This window comes from Solirubrobacter ginsenosidimutans, from assembly GCF_027587205.1.
In genome coordinates this window covers 182,574-198,333 of record NZ_JAPDOD010000004.1, presented here as the reverse complement: position 1 = coordinate 198,333, position 15,760 = coordinate 182,574, and the positions used below count along the sequence as shown (strand labels likewise).

Sequence of the window (15,760 nt, the reverse complement as noted above, 5' to 3'; positions counted from 1 at the left end):
TCGCCCCGACACTGCGGGTCCCCTGCGGACGCGGCGGGGGTCCGCACGCGTCCGCAGGTAGGGCTTTCCGCAGGCTCAGCCCGCGACGCGGATGAGCTTCTTGTTGACGAACTCGTCCGCCCCGAAGCGGCCGAGCTCACGGCCGAAGCCGGAGTTCTTGACGCCGCCGAACGGCAGCTCGACGCCCTCGGCGCCGACGGCGTTGATGAACACCATCCCGGCCTCGATCTTGTCCGCGACGCGCAGCGCCTGATCGGGGTCGTTGGTGAACACGTAGGAGCCGAGGCCGTACGGCGTGTCGTTGGCGAGGCGGATCGCCTCGTCCTCGCTTGAGGCCTTGTAGACCGACGCGACCGGACCGAAGAACTCCTCGCCGTAGGCATCGTTGTCGGGCGTGATGTCGGTCAGGACGGTCGACTTGAAGAAGTTGCCGTCGCGGCCGCCGCCGGCCACGAGCGTCGCGCCCTGGTCGGTGGCGCGCTTGACCTGCTCCTCCAGGCGGTCGGTCGCCAGATCGGAGGACAGCGGGCCGAGCACCTCGCCACCCGGCTCGACGTCGGTCAGCGCCTTGGTGAACTTCTCCAGGAACGGCGTGTAGAGGTCATCGACGACGATGAAGCGCTTGGCCGCGTTGCAGGCCTGGCCGCCGTTCTCCAGACGCGCGCCGACGGCCGCCTCGACGACCGTGTCGAGGTCGTCCGTGGCGAGCACGAGGAACGGGTCGGAGCCACCGAGCTCGAGCACGACCTTCTTCAGGTTGCGGCCGGCGATCTCCGCCACCGCCGCGCCCGCGCGGCCGGAGCCGGTGAGCGACACGCCCTGGACGCGCTTGTCGGCGATCACCTCCGCGATCTGGTCGTTGGTCGCGTAGATGTTGATGTAGGCGTCGGCGGGGAAGCCGGCGTCGTGGAAGATCTGCTCCATCGCCTCGGCGGACTCCGGGCACTGCGGCGCGTGCTTGAGCAGGATCGTGTTGCCGATCACCAGGTTCGGGCCGGCGAACCGCGCCACCTGGTAGTAGGGGTAGTTCCACGGCATGATCCCGAGCAGCACGCCGAGCGAGCTGCGGCGGATGAACGCCGACCCTTCGCCGTCGAGCAGGTCGATCGGCTCGTCGGCGAGCAGCTTGGCCGCGTTGTCGGCGTAGTACTGATAGATCGCGGCGCTGAACTCGACCTCGCCGACCGCCTGTTCGATCGGCTTGCCCATCTCGCGCTTGATGATCTCGGCGAGCTCTTGCTTGCGCTCCTCGTGCAGCTCGCCGACGCGCGCGATCAGCGCGGCGCGCTCCTCGACGGTGGTGCCGCGGCTCCACCCGTCGTGCGCCGCGTGGGCGCGGCCGATCGCCGCATCCAGCTGCTCGTCGGTGATCGTGGGGTAGGTCTTGATCGTCTCCCCGGTGGCCGGGTCGACAACCGCATAGTCAGCCATGAAACTCCTCCGTTTCCGCGATCTGCTCACCCTATCGAGACGCCGAGAACGGGCGCGGAACCTGCAAGGCAACGAGCTCCTCTTGGTGCCGTTAGCGCAATGACAATCCTCACGGGCTTGACGGCGGGTTCACATCCAGGGCGGTAGCGGCTCATAGGTTGGCCGGCGAATCGGCCCGCCTGACCGAGGGCGGGCGACTCCTCACTTCCCTGAAGGGGACTCCATGACGAAGCTCGCTCGCACCGGGTTGTGCGACGAACCCCGCTGCGCTGTTCACGGCCGTGGGTGCGCGCTGTGATGCGCCACAACCAGCTCAGTCGCCGCAACTTCCTGCGGCTCTCCGGCGCGAGCACCGCCGCCGTGGTGCTCGGCACCGTCGGCGCGGACTCCGCGATCGCGACCGCGACGAAAGGCAAGAACGCGACCGTGACCGGCCGCGTCTTCGTCGACAACGGCGGCCGCGGCAAGAACCTCGCCGGCGTCCTCGTCTCCGACGGCGTCAACATCGCCGTCACCGACCAGCGTGGCGAGTACACGTTGCCGATCGATCCCAGCCGGCGCCTGACCGACATGGTCTTCGTCTCGCTGCCCGACGGCTACGAGGTCCCGGTCGCGCCCGCCAGCCGTACGCCGCAGTTCTTCACGCGCATCGACCAGCTCCTCAAGGGCGAGACCCGCCGCTACGAGCTGGCGGTCAGCAAGCGCCAGGGCGGGCAGAAGCCGACCGGCGAGTTCATCCACCTCACCGACGTGCACGTGAACCGTGGCAGCGACCTCGCGAACAACCGCGAGCGCTTCCGGGCGCAGGTCGACCAGCTCAACGCGTTGAGCGACCGGCCCGACTTCATCCTGCTCAGCGGCGACCTGATGGATGCCGGCACGGTGGAGGAGTTCATCGCCTACCAGGACGCCGTCAAGGACTCGGTCGACACGGTCTTCTCGAGCGTCGGCAATCACGATGTCTCGGGCGGCCCCAAGAACGACTACGCCGAGGACATCGAGAACTTCCGCCACTACCAGGGCCCGGAGTGGTACTCGTTCGAGTGGCGCGGCCACCACGTCGTCGTCATCGACAACTACGACGCGGGTGACTTCAGCCCGAGCGGCGAGCCGGAGTCGACCCGCAACGAGCAGCAGTTCAACTGGCTCAAGGCCGATCTGCAGCACATCGACAAGTCGCGCCCCCTGATCGTCGTCGCGCACGTCGCGCTCAACGATCCGCTGACGATCCCCGGCACGGACCGCTACATCAAGCTCCTGCGCAAGTACAACGTGCGGCTGGCGCTCTCCGGGCACACGCACCGCAACGACGTCGACCCGAACGTCTTCCCGGGCGCGTTGACGGTCGTCACCGAGCCCGGGTGGTCGCCGCAGGACGGCGGACCGGTGGGCTTCCGGCGGATCATCCTGGAGCAGGACGGGACCTTCTCGATCCCGTTCAAGCAATTCGACGTCGACCGTCGCGTCGTCGTGGCGCACCCGGCGGACGGCTCGACCGTTCCGGTGGGCAAGGTCCCGTTGCACGTCAGCGCCTACGACACCTCGTCCGAGGTCAAGAACATCGCCGTGCTGCTGGACGGCCGTCGGTGGGGCGACCTGGAGCGCGACGGCGCGTGGACCTGGGTCGACGACAGCCCGGACCGCGTCGACGCCGGCGCGCACCGCCTCGACGTCCGTGTGAAGGACGACGCCGGCCGCGAGTGGACGACCTCGACAACCTTCACGGCCGAGAAGCAGGCGCAGGGCCCGGCGCCCGTCGCGGGCGCCGACTGGCCGAGCTTCGGCGGCGGCATGAGCCACGGCGGGAAGGCCACGGAGGCGGTCGTGCCGCCCCTGAGCCTCGCGTGGACCTTCCGCAGCGGCGGCGGCGCGATCCTCAACAGCTCGCCCGTCGTCGTCGGCGGCACCGCGTATATCGGTCTCAAGGACGAGAACGGCGTCGACAACAACGGTGTCGTCGCGGTCGACCTGTGGACCGGGCGCGAGCAGTGGCGCGTGCACACCGACGCCGCGGTGGACGGGACGCCGTGCGTCGTCGACGGGCGCGTGCACTTCAGCTCGATCCGCGGAACGGTGCACACCGTCGACGCCAAGCGCGGCACGATGCTGTGGGAACGGCGCTACGGCGTCGATCCGGCCGACAACGTCCAGCGCTGGTGGGCCTACGCCTGCCCGATCGCGGCGAACGGCCTCGTCTACCAGAGCTTCGGGCACCAGATCGTCGCGCTCGACGCGGTCTCCGGCGAACAGCGCTGGGCGTTCAACGGCGGCGGCGCCAACAGCTACTACGGCATGCCGGCGCTGAGCGAGGACGGCAAGATCGTCTACTTCCTCTCGAAGGGCGACGCGATCTGGGCCCTCGACGCGCTGACCGGCGCGCAGCTGTGGCGCGTCAACCCGGTCGACGGCCTGTACCGCTCGACTCCGGCCGTGTCCGGTGGCGTCGTCTACGCTCGCGCCGGCGGCCTCGTGCTCGCCGTCGACGCGGCGACGGGCGCCGAGGTGCGGCGCTACACGGGGCTCGGGTACACGTACAACGCGGAGTCGCCCGCGGTCGCCGGCGGCGAGCTGTTCAGCCCGGGCCAGAACGGCCGCGTGATGTGCTTCGACGTCGCCTCCGGCGCGGCGAAATGGACGTTCAACGCGCCCCCGACGGTCGAGTCGACGCCGGTCGTCAGCGGCGACACGGTGTACTTCGGGTCCCACGACGGGTCGCTGTACGGCGTCGACCGCGCGGCGGGCACGCTGAAGTGGCGCCACCCGATCGGCCCGTGGGTCAAGTCGTCGCCGGCCGTGACGGGCAACTCCGTCCTGGTGGGCGCTTACGACGGGAACCTGTACTGCTTCACGGCGGACGCCGTCTAGGAGGGCCAATGGCGGGCGCCGGTCGCACCGGCGCCCGCCCGCGGCGGCGCCAGCTCGGATGAGCGTTTGGCAGCGAGTTTGATCGTTTGAATTGACAATCGACCAATAGCGCGCAAATCTTCTCTCCGTTACCCAAGGAGGAGAGGTTGTGAGGAGACGTCTGCTGACGGTCGCCGTGGCGGCCGCCGTCGTCGTTGCGCCCGCTTCGGCGCAGGCAGCCGGGTTTGCGGATTCGTTCGCGGCACCCGCGCGCCAGTACCAGCCGAAGTTCCGCTGGTGGTGGCCGAACGCGCTGGTCGACAACGCCGAGATCCAGGCGGAGCTGGACCAGATGGCCGACGCGGGATTCGGCGGCGCCGAGATCACCGACGTCCACCACAGCGCCACGCAGCCACTCGATCCCGCCGGTCATGGCTGGGGCACGGCCGCGTGGGTGTCGGCGACCCAGACCGCGCTCGAGAAGGCCAAGGCGCGCGGCATGAAGATCGACCTCACCGCCGGCCCGGCGTGGCCGTCCGCGGTCCCGAGCATCACGCCCGACAGCGCGGCGGCGATCAAGGAGCTCGCGTACGGCACCGCCGATGTGGCGTCCGGCGCGACGTTCAGCCGCGCCCCGCCCGCACCCGCACTCGCACCCACCTCGAGTGCGGTCACGCAGAAGCAGCTCGTCTACGTGCAGGCCGCGAAGGTGACGGTCGCCGGCGCCCCGCCGAAGACCGCGTACACGCTCGACGGCTCGACGGTGACCAACGTCCCGATCGCCGCCGACGGCACGGTCAGCTGGACCGCGCCCGCCGACGGCGGCAACTGGATCCTGATCTCCTACTGGGAGCGCGGCTCCGGGCAGAAGCCCGAGGGCAACGCGCACACCACGCCGGACTCCTACGTCGTCGACCACTTCAGCCAGACCGGCACGAAGGCGATCACCGACTTCTGGGACCAGCACATCCTCACGCCGGAGATCCGCTCGCTGCTCAAGGACGCGGGCAACTCGTTCTTCGAGGACTCGCTGGAGCTCGAGACCAAGTCCGCGCTGTGGACGCCCGGCTTCGCCGACGCCTTCCAGCAGCAGCTCGGCTATTCGCTGCTCCCGTACCTCCCGCTGGTGGCCAAGAACGCGGAGAAGGCCGTCTTCAACTACACGGACGCGACGACCGCCGCATCAGTGCGGCGTGACATCAACCTCGTCCTGACCAACCTCTACAACGACAACCACCTCAAGCCGCTGAAGGCGTGGGCGAACGCGCTGGGATTGAAGCTGCGGGTGCAGCCGTACGGCCTGCAGACCGACGCGATGCAGGCGTCCTCGATCCTCGACATCCCCGAGGGCGAGTCGCTCGGCTTCAAGAACCTCGACGACTACAAGCGCGAGGCCGGCGGGCGTGACATGGCCGGCAACACGATCCTCTCCAACGAGGCGGGCGCGACCGCGGGCGGCGCCTACAGCACGACGTGGGAGACCGAGCTGCGCAAGCTCGCGCCGGAGCTGGCGGCGGGCGTGAACCAGAACGTCTTCCACGGCTTCTCGTACGCGACCACGCCGGAGTCGCGCTGGCCGGGCTTCTCCGCGTTCTCGCCGCTCAGCGGCGTGGCCGGCTACGGCGAGTCGTGGGGTCCGCGCCAGCCGACGTGGAAGCACGCGGCGGACATCAGCGGGTACTTCGCGCGCAACCAGGAAGTGATGCAGACCGGCAGGAACACGGATGACGTCGGCGTGCTGATCCAGACCGGCTACGTCGCCGCGGGCTACGGCGCGCCGTACTTCTCCGCCGACACCCGCGAGGCGTCGCAGATCCTCAAGGACGGCGGCAACCACGTCGGCTGGACCGACGAGATGATCAGCGAGTCGATGCTCGACCTGCCCAACGCGACGGTGCGCGGCAAGCGCTTCGCGCCGGACGGGCCGAACTTCAAGGCGCTCGTGCTCGAGGGCGACGTCGCCTTCAGCCGCGCGATCCTCCTGCGCGTCGCGACGGCGCAGAAGCTGTTCGACTGGGCGAAGGCAGGGCTACCGATCGTGATCGTCGGCAACTGGTCGGCGCCGAGCGTCCCGGGCCTGGCCAAGGCGGGCGAGAACGCGACGCTGAAGTCGCTGGTCGACCAGATCCTGGCCCAGCCGACCGTCCGCAACCCGCAGACGAAGGACCTGATCCCGAGCGCGCTCGCCGACCTCGGCGTGCAGCGCGACGTCGAGTACCCGGTCGCGCCGCTGGAGACCGCCCACCGCGTCAGCGGCGACACCGACTACTACTTCATCGCCAACAGCCACGCCACCGCGGCCGCGAGCGTGGACGCGTCGTTCGCGATGACCGACCCGACCGCCGTGCCGTACTTCGCCGACGCGTGGTCGGGCAAGCTCGTCCCGGTCGCGAACTACACCGTGTCCGGCGGGCGCCTGAAGACGCGCATCGCGTTGAAGGCGGGCCAGACGACGATCCTCGTCCTCGGCCACGACCTGAGCGCGCTGCCGCTGCACGCGACCGCGACCACCGCGGACGCGGTCCGCGCCGACGGGTCGAACCTCGTCGCCCGCGCGGCCACGCCCGGCACCTACACGACGACGCTGTCGGACGGCCGCTCGGTCGATACCACCGTCGCGTCGGTCCCGGCCGCGCAGTCGCTGACGCACTGGAACCTGTCGGTCGACGACTTCCTCCCGGGCGCCACGGCGACACAGACCCTGCATGCGACCCACACGCTGACGCTCGACGGCCTGAAGGCGTGGTCGGACATCCCCGAGCTGGCCGATGTCTCCGGGGTCGGCACCTACACGACCACGGTCAACTGGCAAGGCGGAGGGGGCGCGTACCTCGACCTCGGCGAGGTCTTCGACACCTACCGCGTGAGCGTGAACGGTGTCGCGTTGCCGCCCTCCGACCAGCTGTACACGACGGTCGACATCGGCCCGTGGCTGAAGGCGGGCGAGAACACGATCACGGTCGAGGTCGCCACGACGCTGCTCAACCGCCTGCGGGCGGGTGACGTCGCCTACGCGACCGCCAAGCGCCAGGCGTACGGCCTGATCGGCCCGGTCAAGCTCACGCCCTACGGCGAGGCGACCGTGTACGCGCGGACGGACACGCCCGGCACGGTGGGCGGGTCGGTCCCGGCCACACTCTCGCTCTCGCTCGGCGCGGCGGCGTCCTTCGGCGCGTTCACTCCGGGCGTGGCGAAGGACTACACGGCCTCGACCATCGCGAACGTGATCAGCACCGCGGGCGACGCGGCGCTGACCGTGAGCGATCCCGGCCACCTGACCAACGGGACGTTCTCGCTCCCCTCGCCGCTGGAGGTCGCCTTCAGCAGGGCGAGCTGGACCGCCCCGGTCTCCAACGACCCCGTGACGATCGCGTTCAAGCAGCACATCGGCGCCACCGACGCCCTCCGCACGGGCGCCTACGCCAAAACGCTCACGTTCACGCTCTCCACGACCACGCCGTAGATAAAGAGGGTCTGACCCCCTTTACATAAATGGGGTCAGACCCTCTTTAGATTTGAGGGATGCACGCCGACGACGATCCGCCTCCCGAAGCCGCACGGCTGCCGAAGGGGCGGATCGCCCGGACGGCTCAGATCGGCGGGATGGTCACCGGGCAGGGGCTGCGGTGGGCGGGGATGCGCACGGCCAACCGGGTGCGCTCGCCCGAGCGGGCGGCCGAGGCGCGCGACGAGCGGACGGCGAAGCTCGTGGGCGAGCTGGTGGATCAGCTGGGCAAGATGCGCGGGGCGGCGATGAAGGTCGGGCAGCTGCTCTCGATGATCGAGTTCGACGAGTTGCCCCCGGAGCAGCGCGGCGAGCTGGAGGCCAAGCTCGCGACGCTGCGCGACGACGTCCCGCCGGTGCCGTTCAAGCGGCTCGAGAAGCTGATGCGCGAGGAGCTGGGCGGTCCGCTGAGCAGCGTGTTCTCCGACTTCGACGAGCGGGCGTTCGCCGCCGCCTCGATCGGTCAGGTGCACCGGGCGACCACGCTCGACGGCGAAGACGTCGTCGTGAAGGTGCAGTACCCGGGCGTGGCCGAGGCGGTGGACAGCGACCTGCGCAGCGCGGGGTTGTTGCTCCCACTGCTCAAGCGGCTCGCGCCCAGCCTCGATGCCAAGCCGCTGCTAGCCGAGCTGCGTGACCGCATCGGCGAGGAGCTCGACTACGAGCTCGAGGCGCAGCACCAGCGGCGGGTGGAGCGGCGCTTCCGCGGCCATCCCTTCATCAGCGTGCCGCGGGTGCGGACCGACCTCAGCACCCGCCGCGTGCTCGTCTCGGAGTACGTCGAGGGCGAGCGCTTCGAAGCGGCCCGCGCGCTCGACGAGGCGCAGCGCGACCGCTACGGCGAGATCGTCTTCCGGTTCTTCTTCGGCCTGCTCTACCGCGACCGGATCGCGCTCGGCGATCCGCATCCGGGCAACTACCTGCTGCGTCCCGACCGTCGCGTCGCGTTCCTCGACTACGGGCTCGTGCGCGATCTCAGCGCGGAACGCATCGACGCCGAGCGCGCGATCGCGCACGCCGTGCGCGCCGAGGATCCCGCCGCGCTTCAGGCGGCGCTGACCGCCGGTGGCTACCTTCGCGACGCCGACGGCTTCGATCCCGAGATCGCGCTGACGATGACCCGCGGGGCAATCCGCTGGTACGCCATCCCGGGGGAGCGGCGCCTCACGCGCGAGCGCCGCGAACGCCGGGCCCGCGAGATCGACGCGCAGGACGCGGAGCTCCGGGCCGCCTACAGCGATCAGGCGTCACGGTTCGTCCTCCCGCCGGAGACGATGCTGATCCGCCGCATGCACGTGCTCGTGGCGGTGGTGCTGAGCCGGTTGCGCGCGAACGCGGACTGGGGCGCGATCGCCGCCGAGTACCTCCATGGCGAGCCGCCGGCGACCGAGCTCGGCCGCGCCGAGGCGGACTTCTTCTCACGCTGAGCTCTCGAAGATCCCGGTCCGGTAGGCCAGCACCACGGCCTGGACGCGGTCGCGCAGGCCGAGCTTCTGGAGGATGTGGGTGACGTGGGTCTTGACGGTCGTGTCGCCGATGTAGAGGCGTTCGGAGATCTCGGCGTTGGAGAGGCCGTCGGCGATCAGCCGGAAGATGTCGAGCTCGCGGGCGGTGAGCTCGTCGATCGCCGCCGGCGGCGCGGGGCGGGGCAGGCGCGCGAACTGGCGGATGACGCGCTTGGTGACGGCGGGGGAGAGGAGGGCGTCGCCCGCGGCGACGGTCCGCAGGGCGGCGATCAGCTGCTCGGGCGGGTCGTCTTTGAGGACGAAGCCGCTCGCCCCCGCCTGCAGCGCTTCGTAGACGTACTCGTCGAGGTCGAAGGTCGTGAGGATCAGGATGCGGGCGGCGGCGTCGGCGGCGAGGATGCGGCGGGTGGCCTCGAGGCCGTCGAGGTCGGGCATCCGGATGTCCATCAGCACCACGGTCGGGTTGAAGCGCGCGGCCTGCTGGACGGCTTCGATGCCGGTGCGCGCTTCGGCGATCACGTCGATGTCGGGCTCGCGGGCGAGCAGGAGGCGGAAGCCGGCGCGGACCATCGACTGGTCGTCGGCGACGAGGACGCGGATGCTCATGCGCCGTACTCCTTCAACGGCAGCGTCGTGCTGAGCCGGAAGCCGCCGCCGGTCGCGGCGCCGGCGGTCATCTCGCCACCGTAGAGGTGCACGCGCTCGCGCACGCCCACGAGACCGTGCCCGGCGCCGTTCGCCGGTGCGCTTCCGTCGCCGTCGTCGAGCACCTGGATGCGCAGCTCGTCCTCGCCGTAACCGATGCGGACATGCGCCTGGCCGGCGTGGGCATGCTTGAGCGCGTTCGTGAGGCCTTCTTGCACGATGCGGTAGGCGGAGAGGTCGATCGCCACGGGCAGCGGCACCGGCTCGCCCTCGACCTGCAGGTCGACCGGGAGCCCGGCGCGCCGGACCTCGCCGAGCAGGTCGTCGAGGCGGGCGAGGCCGGGTTGCGGCGCCAGCTCCGCGCTGTCGTCGCCGCGGCGCATCGCACCGAGCAGCCGGCGCATCTCGCCGAGGGCGGAGCGCCCGGTCTCCTCGACCCCGCGCAGCGCGTCGATGTCCTCGTCCAACTCCGGCGGGAGGCGATGCCGGACGGCGCCGGTCTGCAACACCATCACGCTGACCGCGTGGGCGACGATGTCGTGCAACTCGCGGGCGATCCGGGCGCGCTCCTCGGCGACGGCGATCCGGGCGGCGACCTCGCGCTCGCGCTCGGCCTGCAGCGCCCGCTGCTCCGCGCGCAGGACCTGCTCCGCCCGCTCGCGGTGGGCGAACCCGCCGAGCCACGCCAGCGCGAACGTGGCCGGGATCAGCAGCACCTCGCTGAGCGTGTGGTTCGGATCGTTGAGCGCGATGATCGCGGCGCTGCCGGCGACGATCGCGAGGCCGATGCGGCCCTGGCGCTCGTCGCGCAGCGAGCCGATCAGGAACGCCGAGATCAGGCCGGCCGCGTAGACGAACGCCGAGCCGACCACGAGCCGGCCGTCGAGGAAGGACAGGGCGGCGGCGAGCAGCCACAGCCACGTGGGGGCCAGGAACGGCGAGCGCCGGCGAGCGAGCAGCGGCAGGATCAGCGCCAGGACCGCGGCTGACGCGACGAGCGGTGCGGTCGCCGCGTCGTCGTCGCGCAGGACCACCTCGACCACGGCACCCACGGCCACGATCACGACGAGCAGATCCAGGGCATGTCGGGCCGGTTTCACTGCCAGCGAACCTACTCCCGTCCGGGCCGTGCCGCCTCCTACTTGAGGAGGAGATCGGAAGGCACGCAGTGACGATGTGGGAACGCCGGCGCGGCCGTAGCTTCGGCGCCATGAGACCGACGACACGCATCTGGACACCGGGCAGGATCCTCGCGCTGCTGGCGATCGGGATCGTGATCGCGGGCCTTGCGCGCCAGAGCCTCGCGCACCCCGCCGGCTGGGCGAAGGTGCCCGACGGGGCGCGGGCCGGGCAGCTGAGTTTGCAGCGCTGCACCTATCCCACGGAGGCGGGCAAGGTCCGCGCCGACTGCGGCACGCTGGTCGTGCGGGAGAACCGCGCCGATCCGAAGTCGCGGCTGATCGCGGTGCCGGTCACGCGCATCCGGTCGCGCTCAGCGCACCCCGGAGCACCGATCTTCCGGCTCGAAGGTGGCCCGGGGCGGAGCAACATGGACTTCCCGTTCGCGAGCCGCTACATCGACGGCCATGACCTCGTCCTGGTCGGCTACCGGGGCGTGGACGGGTCGGCGCGGCTGGACTGCCCCGAGGTCACCGACGCACGCCGGCACACCGCAGACTTGGTCAGTGCTTCCGCGTTGCGCGCCTCGGCCGCCGGGATGCGCGCGTGTGCGAGCCGTTTGACGGCGGACGGATACGACCTGGCGGGCTACACGCTGGCCGAGCGCGTCGACGACCTCGATCAGGCCCGTGCCGCGCTCGGCTACCGCAAGGTCGACCTGCTCAGCGAGAGCTTCGGCACCCGCGTCGCGCTGGTCTACGCGTGGCGGCACCGGCAGAGCATCGAGCGCTCGGTGATGATCGGCGCCAACCCGCCCGGGCACTTCGTCTGGCAGCCCGAGCAGACCGCCGCGCAGCTGCGGCGCTACGCGACGCTGTGCGGGCCCGATCCCGCCTGTCGCACCGGCTCCGGCGACCTCGTCGCCTCGATGCAGCACACCGCGACGCACTTCCCGAAGCGCTGGGGCCCGTTCCCGATCCACCGCGGCAACGCCGAGCTCGCGGCGTTCTTCGGCCTGATGGACGCCTCGTCGGATGCGGCGCCGATCTCGGCGCCGATGACGATCGAGGCGTGGCGGGGCGATGCCTCCGCGCTCTGGTTCGAGTCGCTCGCGAGTGCGCTGCTGTTCCCGCGGGCGCAGGTCTGGGGCGACTCGGCCGCGATGGGCCGGATCGACGTCGCCACGGCCGCGGCGCACTTCGGGAGCGCCCAGGGCGGGGTGCTCCGCGACGCCGGCTCGCGTTTCCTGTGGGCGGGTGGCGAGCTCGCGAACGCCTGGCCGGCAGGCCCGGACGAGCAGGCGTACGCTCGGATGCGCGGCTCCGACGTCCCGACGCTGCTGATCGGTGGCGCGCTCGACGGCGCGACGCCGGCCGAGAACGCGACGAAGGACCTGCTGCCGCACCTGTCTCACGGCCGTCAGGTGATCCTGGACGGCTTCGGGCACACGACGGACTTCTGGAACCAGCAGGTCCCGGCCGGCAATCACCTGATCAACACCTACTTCGATCGCGGCACCGTCGACGCGTCGCGCTACGTGCCGCAGAAGATCGACTTCACGCCGTCGCTTGCGCAGAGCACGCTCGCGAAGGACGTGGTGGGCGCGCTGGTGGGGCTGGCACTGTTCGCGCTGGCGTCGCTGGCCTGGATGGCGTGGCGGGTGCGGGCCCGGGGTCGCCTCGGGCGCGTGACACGGGTGCTCGCCCGCTCGGTGTGGGCGGCGATGATCGGGCTCGGCGGGTGGTTCGCCGTCACCCTGTTCGTCGTCGTGGTCACGCCGAGCGTTCCGGTCGACGCCGTGGTGCCGCTGGTGGGTGGCATGGCCGTGCCGGTCGCGCTGGCGAGCTTCTTCGGCTGGCGCGTGCCCACCCGCTCCGCGCCGAAGGCGGCGGGCCTCGCCGTCGCGCTGGCCGGTGCGCTGGTCGGCGGCTGGCTCGGCCTGCAGTGCGGTGCGCAGCTGCTGGCGCTGCTGACCACGCTCGCGGGCACGGTGGCGGGTGCGAACCTCGCCCTGATCGCGTGTGACATCGCGTTCGACGTCAAGCGTCGCCCGGCTGACGCGGCCCTGGTCGTCGACCGCGCTACGGCGGTCAGCCTGACGGTGTGACGAGCCTCGAGGTCAGGGGTGAGCGACCGTGCCGCGCTCATCCGCTCATGGGTGTCATGAGCGCATCGGTGGGGCGGGTGTTGAGGACGTCGGCGCGCGTCGCGCCGCCGCGACGCGCGGTGTGCACGGAGAGCGGCAGGTTCGCGAGGCCGTTCACCGAGTGCGCGTCGGTCGAGCAGACGATCCGCACGCCGGCGCTGAGCGCCTCGCGGACGTGCTCGCCGCTGAGGTCGAGCCGGGCGGCCAGGCCGTTGACCTCCAGCGCGACGCCGTGCTCGCGCGCGACCTCGAACACGCGCTCGAGGTCGAGCGCGTTCTCGGGCCTGCGGCCGATCAGCCGGCCGAGCGGGTGGCTGAGGCAGCGCACGGCGGGATGGCGCAGCGCCTCCTCGACCCGCCGGGTCATCTCCGGGCGCGGCATCCGCTGCCCGCCGTGCACGCTGGCCTGGACCCAGTCGAGCTCGGCGAGGACGTCGTCCGGGAGGTCGAGCCGGCCGTCGGGCAGGATGTCGCACTCGATGCCGCGCAGGATGCGCAACGGCGCCAGCCGCTCGTTCGCGGCCGCGATCTCCTCGCCCTGACGGCGGACGTCGTCGGCGGTCAGGCCGCGAACCGCGCCCACGGCCGGCGTGTGGTCGCAGATCGCGATGTAGTCGTAGCCGCGCTCGCGGGCCGCGCGGCCCATCTCCTCGACGCTGAACCGGCCGTCGGACCAGGTCGTGTGGCAGTGCAGATCGCCGCGGATGTCGTCGACTTCCACGAGTGCGGGAGGCTCGCCGTTGAACGGCGCCTCGCGCAGCTCGGGCGGGAGCCACGGTACGCCGAGTGCGTCGTAGACGGCGGCCTCCGACGGCGCGTCGGGCAGCGGCTCGAGCGCCGCGACGTAGTGTGCGGAGCCCGTGGCGCGGAGCAGCTCGGTGCCGAAGCGCTCGGGTGCCGCGACCACCACGTCGATCGGCACGCCCTCGACGGTCAGCCCGCGCACGCGGCGTTCGTCGCGCTCGATCACCGCGACGATCTGCGGCAGCGCTTCGAAGCGGGTGAGCAGCGAGGCTGGATCCGCGGCTGAGCAGACGACGGCGAGGTGTTCGCACGTGTCGCGCCAGCGGCGGGTGTCGCCCGCCGGCTCGCCGTCCAGCGCGCTCGCGATGGCGCTCACGAGCGCGCGCGCCCGATCGAGGAGCAGCCCGGGCCGGGGCGTGTTCTCGCGCGCGAGCGCCTCCACCACGCGCGCCTCGAGCTTCGGCCCCACCCCCGGGACCGTACGCAGCCGGCCCGCGGCGACCGCGGCGCGGAACTCCTCCGGGGTCTGCACCTCGAGCGCTCGCGCGAGCTCGATCGAGCGCTTCGTGGTCAGGCCGAGGAAGCGACCCAACCCGACGATCCCGGGCACGATCTCGCGCTCGAGCTCGCGCAGCTCGGCGATCTCCCCGGTCTCGACCAGCTCGCGTAGCCGCGTGGCGATGCCGGAGCCGATCCCGCGCAGCGCCTCCGCGCGGCCCGTCCGCACGAGCTCCTCGATCGGCACCGGCGCCGCCCGGATCGTCTCCGCGGCCCGGCGGTAGGCGCGGGGTTGGTACGGGTTCGCCTCGGCGAGCTCAAGCAGCGTCGCGAAGGCGTCGAGGCGGTCGGCGATCTCCGCGTTGTCCACCCGCACAGTCTGCTCGGCTCGTCGTCCGACTAACCGGACAGGCTATCCGCTACTCTGATCCGGAGAGGCTATCCACTTCGAGAGGAACCATGGACCATGCCTGAAGCACCCCGGACCCGCTTCGGGATCATGACCGCCCCGATGCAGGTCGACTACCACGACATCCTGCGTGTCTGGCGCGAGGCGGACGCGATCGCGGAGATCGAGCACGCGTGGCTCTTCGACCACCTGATGCCGATCGGCGGCGACCCCCTCGGCCCGGCCTACGAAGGCTGGACGCTGCTCTCCGCCCTCGCCGCCCAGACGCAGCGCCTGCGGCTCGGCCTGCTCGTGACCAGCAACCGCTTCCGGCCGCCCGCGCATCTGGCCAAGATCGCCGCGACCGTCGACGTCGTCTCCGGCGGGCGGCTCGACTTCGGCATCGGCGCCGGCTCGCGGCCGAACCACCCGATCGCGCGCCGCGAGTACGAGGCCCACGGCCTGCCCTTCCACGACTTCGCCCACTCGGTGGGGAGCCTCGCCGAGGCGTGCACGGTCATCCGGCGGCTGTGGACGGAGGACGAACCGTTCGACTTCCACGGCACGTACGTCGACGTCACCGGAGCCTTCGGCAACCCCAAGCCCGTCCAGCGCCCGTACCCGCCGATCATGATCGGCGGCCGCTCGGCCCCGGTCCTGCGCGTGGTCGCCGAGCACGCGGACATCTGGAACATCCCCGGCGGCGACATCGACGACGTCACCCGCCGCAGTGCCCTCCTGGACCGCTACTGCGCCGAGATCGGCCGCGACCCCGCCACGATCACCCGCTCGATCCACCTCTCCGTGTCCTACGACCGCCCGAGCGCCACCCGCGAGGCGATCGCCGGCGCGACCGCCGCCGGCTTCACCCACATCGTCCTCGGCCTCCCGTCGCCCTACCCGCCGAATGTCGCGCGGTGGGTGGCCGAACAACTGCTCCGGTAAAGCCAACGCGAGCCCCTTCAAACCATCTC

At 71.3% G+C, this 15,760-nt stretch carries 9 protein-coding genes; 5 read left to right on the top strand and 4 right to left on the bottom strand.

Translation table 11 applies throughout. The annotated features are described in order from the left end of the window. Positions 1 to 75: 75 nt before the first annotated feature. Complete coding sequence (locus OM076_RS07455; protein ID WP_270038866.1) at positions 76 to 1,431, bottom strand: NAD-dependent succinate-semialdehyde dehydrogenase; 1,356 nt, start codon at positions 1,429 to 1,431, stop codon at positions 76 to 78. Between the two features lie 297 nt (positions 1,432 to 1,728). Here OM076_RS07455 and OM076_RS07450 point away from each other — a divergent pair, with 297 nt between their 5' ends. From OM076_RS07450 to OM076_RS07440, 3 genes are all read left to right on the top strand, one after another. Next, positions 1,729 to 4,296 (top strand): outer membrane protein assembly factor BamB family protein, encoded by a 2,568-nt coding sequence (locus tag OM076_RS07450; protein WP_270038865.1) that lies wholly within the window; start codon positions 1,729 to 1,731, stop codon positions 4,294 to 4,296. A 148-nt stretch (positions 4,297 to 4,444) separates the two neighbouring features. Beyond that, positions 4,445 to 7,738 carry a glycosyl hydrolase gene (locus tag OM076_RS07445; protein ID WP_270038864.1) on the top strand — a complete coding sequence of 1,098 codons (3,294 nt, stop codon included), beginning with the start codon at positions 4,445 to 4,447 and terminating at the stop codon, positions 7,736 to 7,738. 59 nt (positions 7,739 to 7,797) lie between these two features. Beyond that, positions 7,798 to 9,207, top strand: a complete 1,410-nt coding sequence (locus OM076_RS07440) for an ABC1 kinase family protein (protein WP_270038863.1) — start codon at positions 7,798 to 7,800, stop codon at positions 9,205 to 9,207. On the opposite strand, the gene OM076_RS07435 is transcribed toward OM076_RS07440, so the two are convergent. Beyond that, a complete protein-coding gene (locus OM076_RS07435; RefSeq protein WP_270038862.1) occupies positions 9,199 to 9,852 on the bottom strand; it encodes a response regulator in 654 nt (217 codons plus the stop codon). The genes OM076_RS07440 and OM076_RS07435 overlap by 9 nt on opposite strands. Beyond that, positions 9,849 to 10,991, bottom strand: a complete 1,143-nt coding sequence (locus OM076_RS45925; RefSeq protein ID WP_270038861.1) for a sensor histidine kinase — start codon at positions 10,989 to 10,991, stop codon at positions 9,849 to 9,851. The genes OM076_RS07435 and OM076_RS45925 overlap by 4 nt, the downstream gene beginning before the upstream one ends. Positions 10,992 to 11,101: 110 nt before the next feature. Between OM076_RS45925 and OM076_RS07425 the strand changes: the two genes are divergently transcribed. Further along, positions 11,102 to 13,117: an alpha/beta fold hydrolase gene (locus tag OM076_RS07425; RefSeq protein ID WP_270038860.1), complete on the top strand. Its 2,016-nt coding sequence runs from the start codon at positions 11,102 to 11,104 to the stop codon at positions 13,115 to 13,117. A 37-nt stretch (positions 13,118 to 13,154) separates the two neighbouring features. Here the strand turns inward: OM076_RS07425 and OM076_RS07420 are convergent, their stop codons facing one another. Next, positions 13,155 to 14,768, bottom strand: coding sequence for a PHP domain-containing protein (locus OM076_RS07420; protein ID WP_270038859.1), 1,614 nt, complete (start codon positions 14,766 to 14,768; stop codon positions 13,155 to 13,157). A gap of 96 nt (positions 14,769 to 14,864) precedes the next feature. On the opposite strand from OM076_RS07420, the gene OM076_RS07415 reads away from it, so the two are divergent. Further along, positions 14,865 to 15,731 (top strand): LLM class flavin-dependent oxidoreductase, encoded by an 867-nt coding sequence (locus OM076_RS07415; protein WP_270038858.1) that lies wholly within the window; start codon positions 14,865 to 14,867, stop codon positions 15,729 to 15,731. Positions 15,732 to 15,760 lie beyond the last annotated feature (29 nt).

Excerpts from the sequence above, each read along its gene's own strand:
- OM076_RS07455 (WP_270038866.1), bottom strand. The coding sequence starts at position 1,431 with ATGGCTGACTATGCGGTTGTCGACCCGGCCACCGGGGAGACGATCAAG.
- OM076_RS07440 (WP_270038863.1), top strand. The coding sequence starts at position 7,798 with ATGCACGCCGACGACGATCCGCCTCCCGAAGCCGCACGGCTGCCGAAG.
- OM076_RS07450 (WP_270038865.1), top strand. The coding sequence starts at position 1,729 with ATGCGCCACAACCAGCTCAGTCGCCGCAACTTCCTGCGGCTCTCCGGC.
- OM076_RS07435 (WP_270038862.1), bottom strand. The coding sequence starts at position 9,852 with ATGAGCATCCGCGTCCTCGTCGCCGACGACCAGTCGATGGTCCGCGCC.
- OM076_RS07415 (WP_270038858.1), top strand. The coding sequence starts at position 14,865 with ATGCCTGAAGCACCCCGGACCCGCTTCGGGATCATGACCGCCCCGATG.
- OM076_RS07425 (WP_270038860.1), top strand. The coding sequence starts at position 11,102 with ATGAGACCGACGACACGCATCTGGACACCGGGCAGGATCCTCGCGCTG.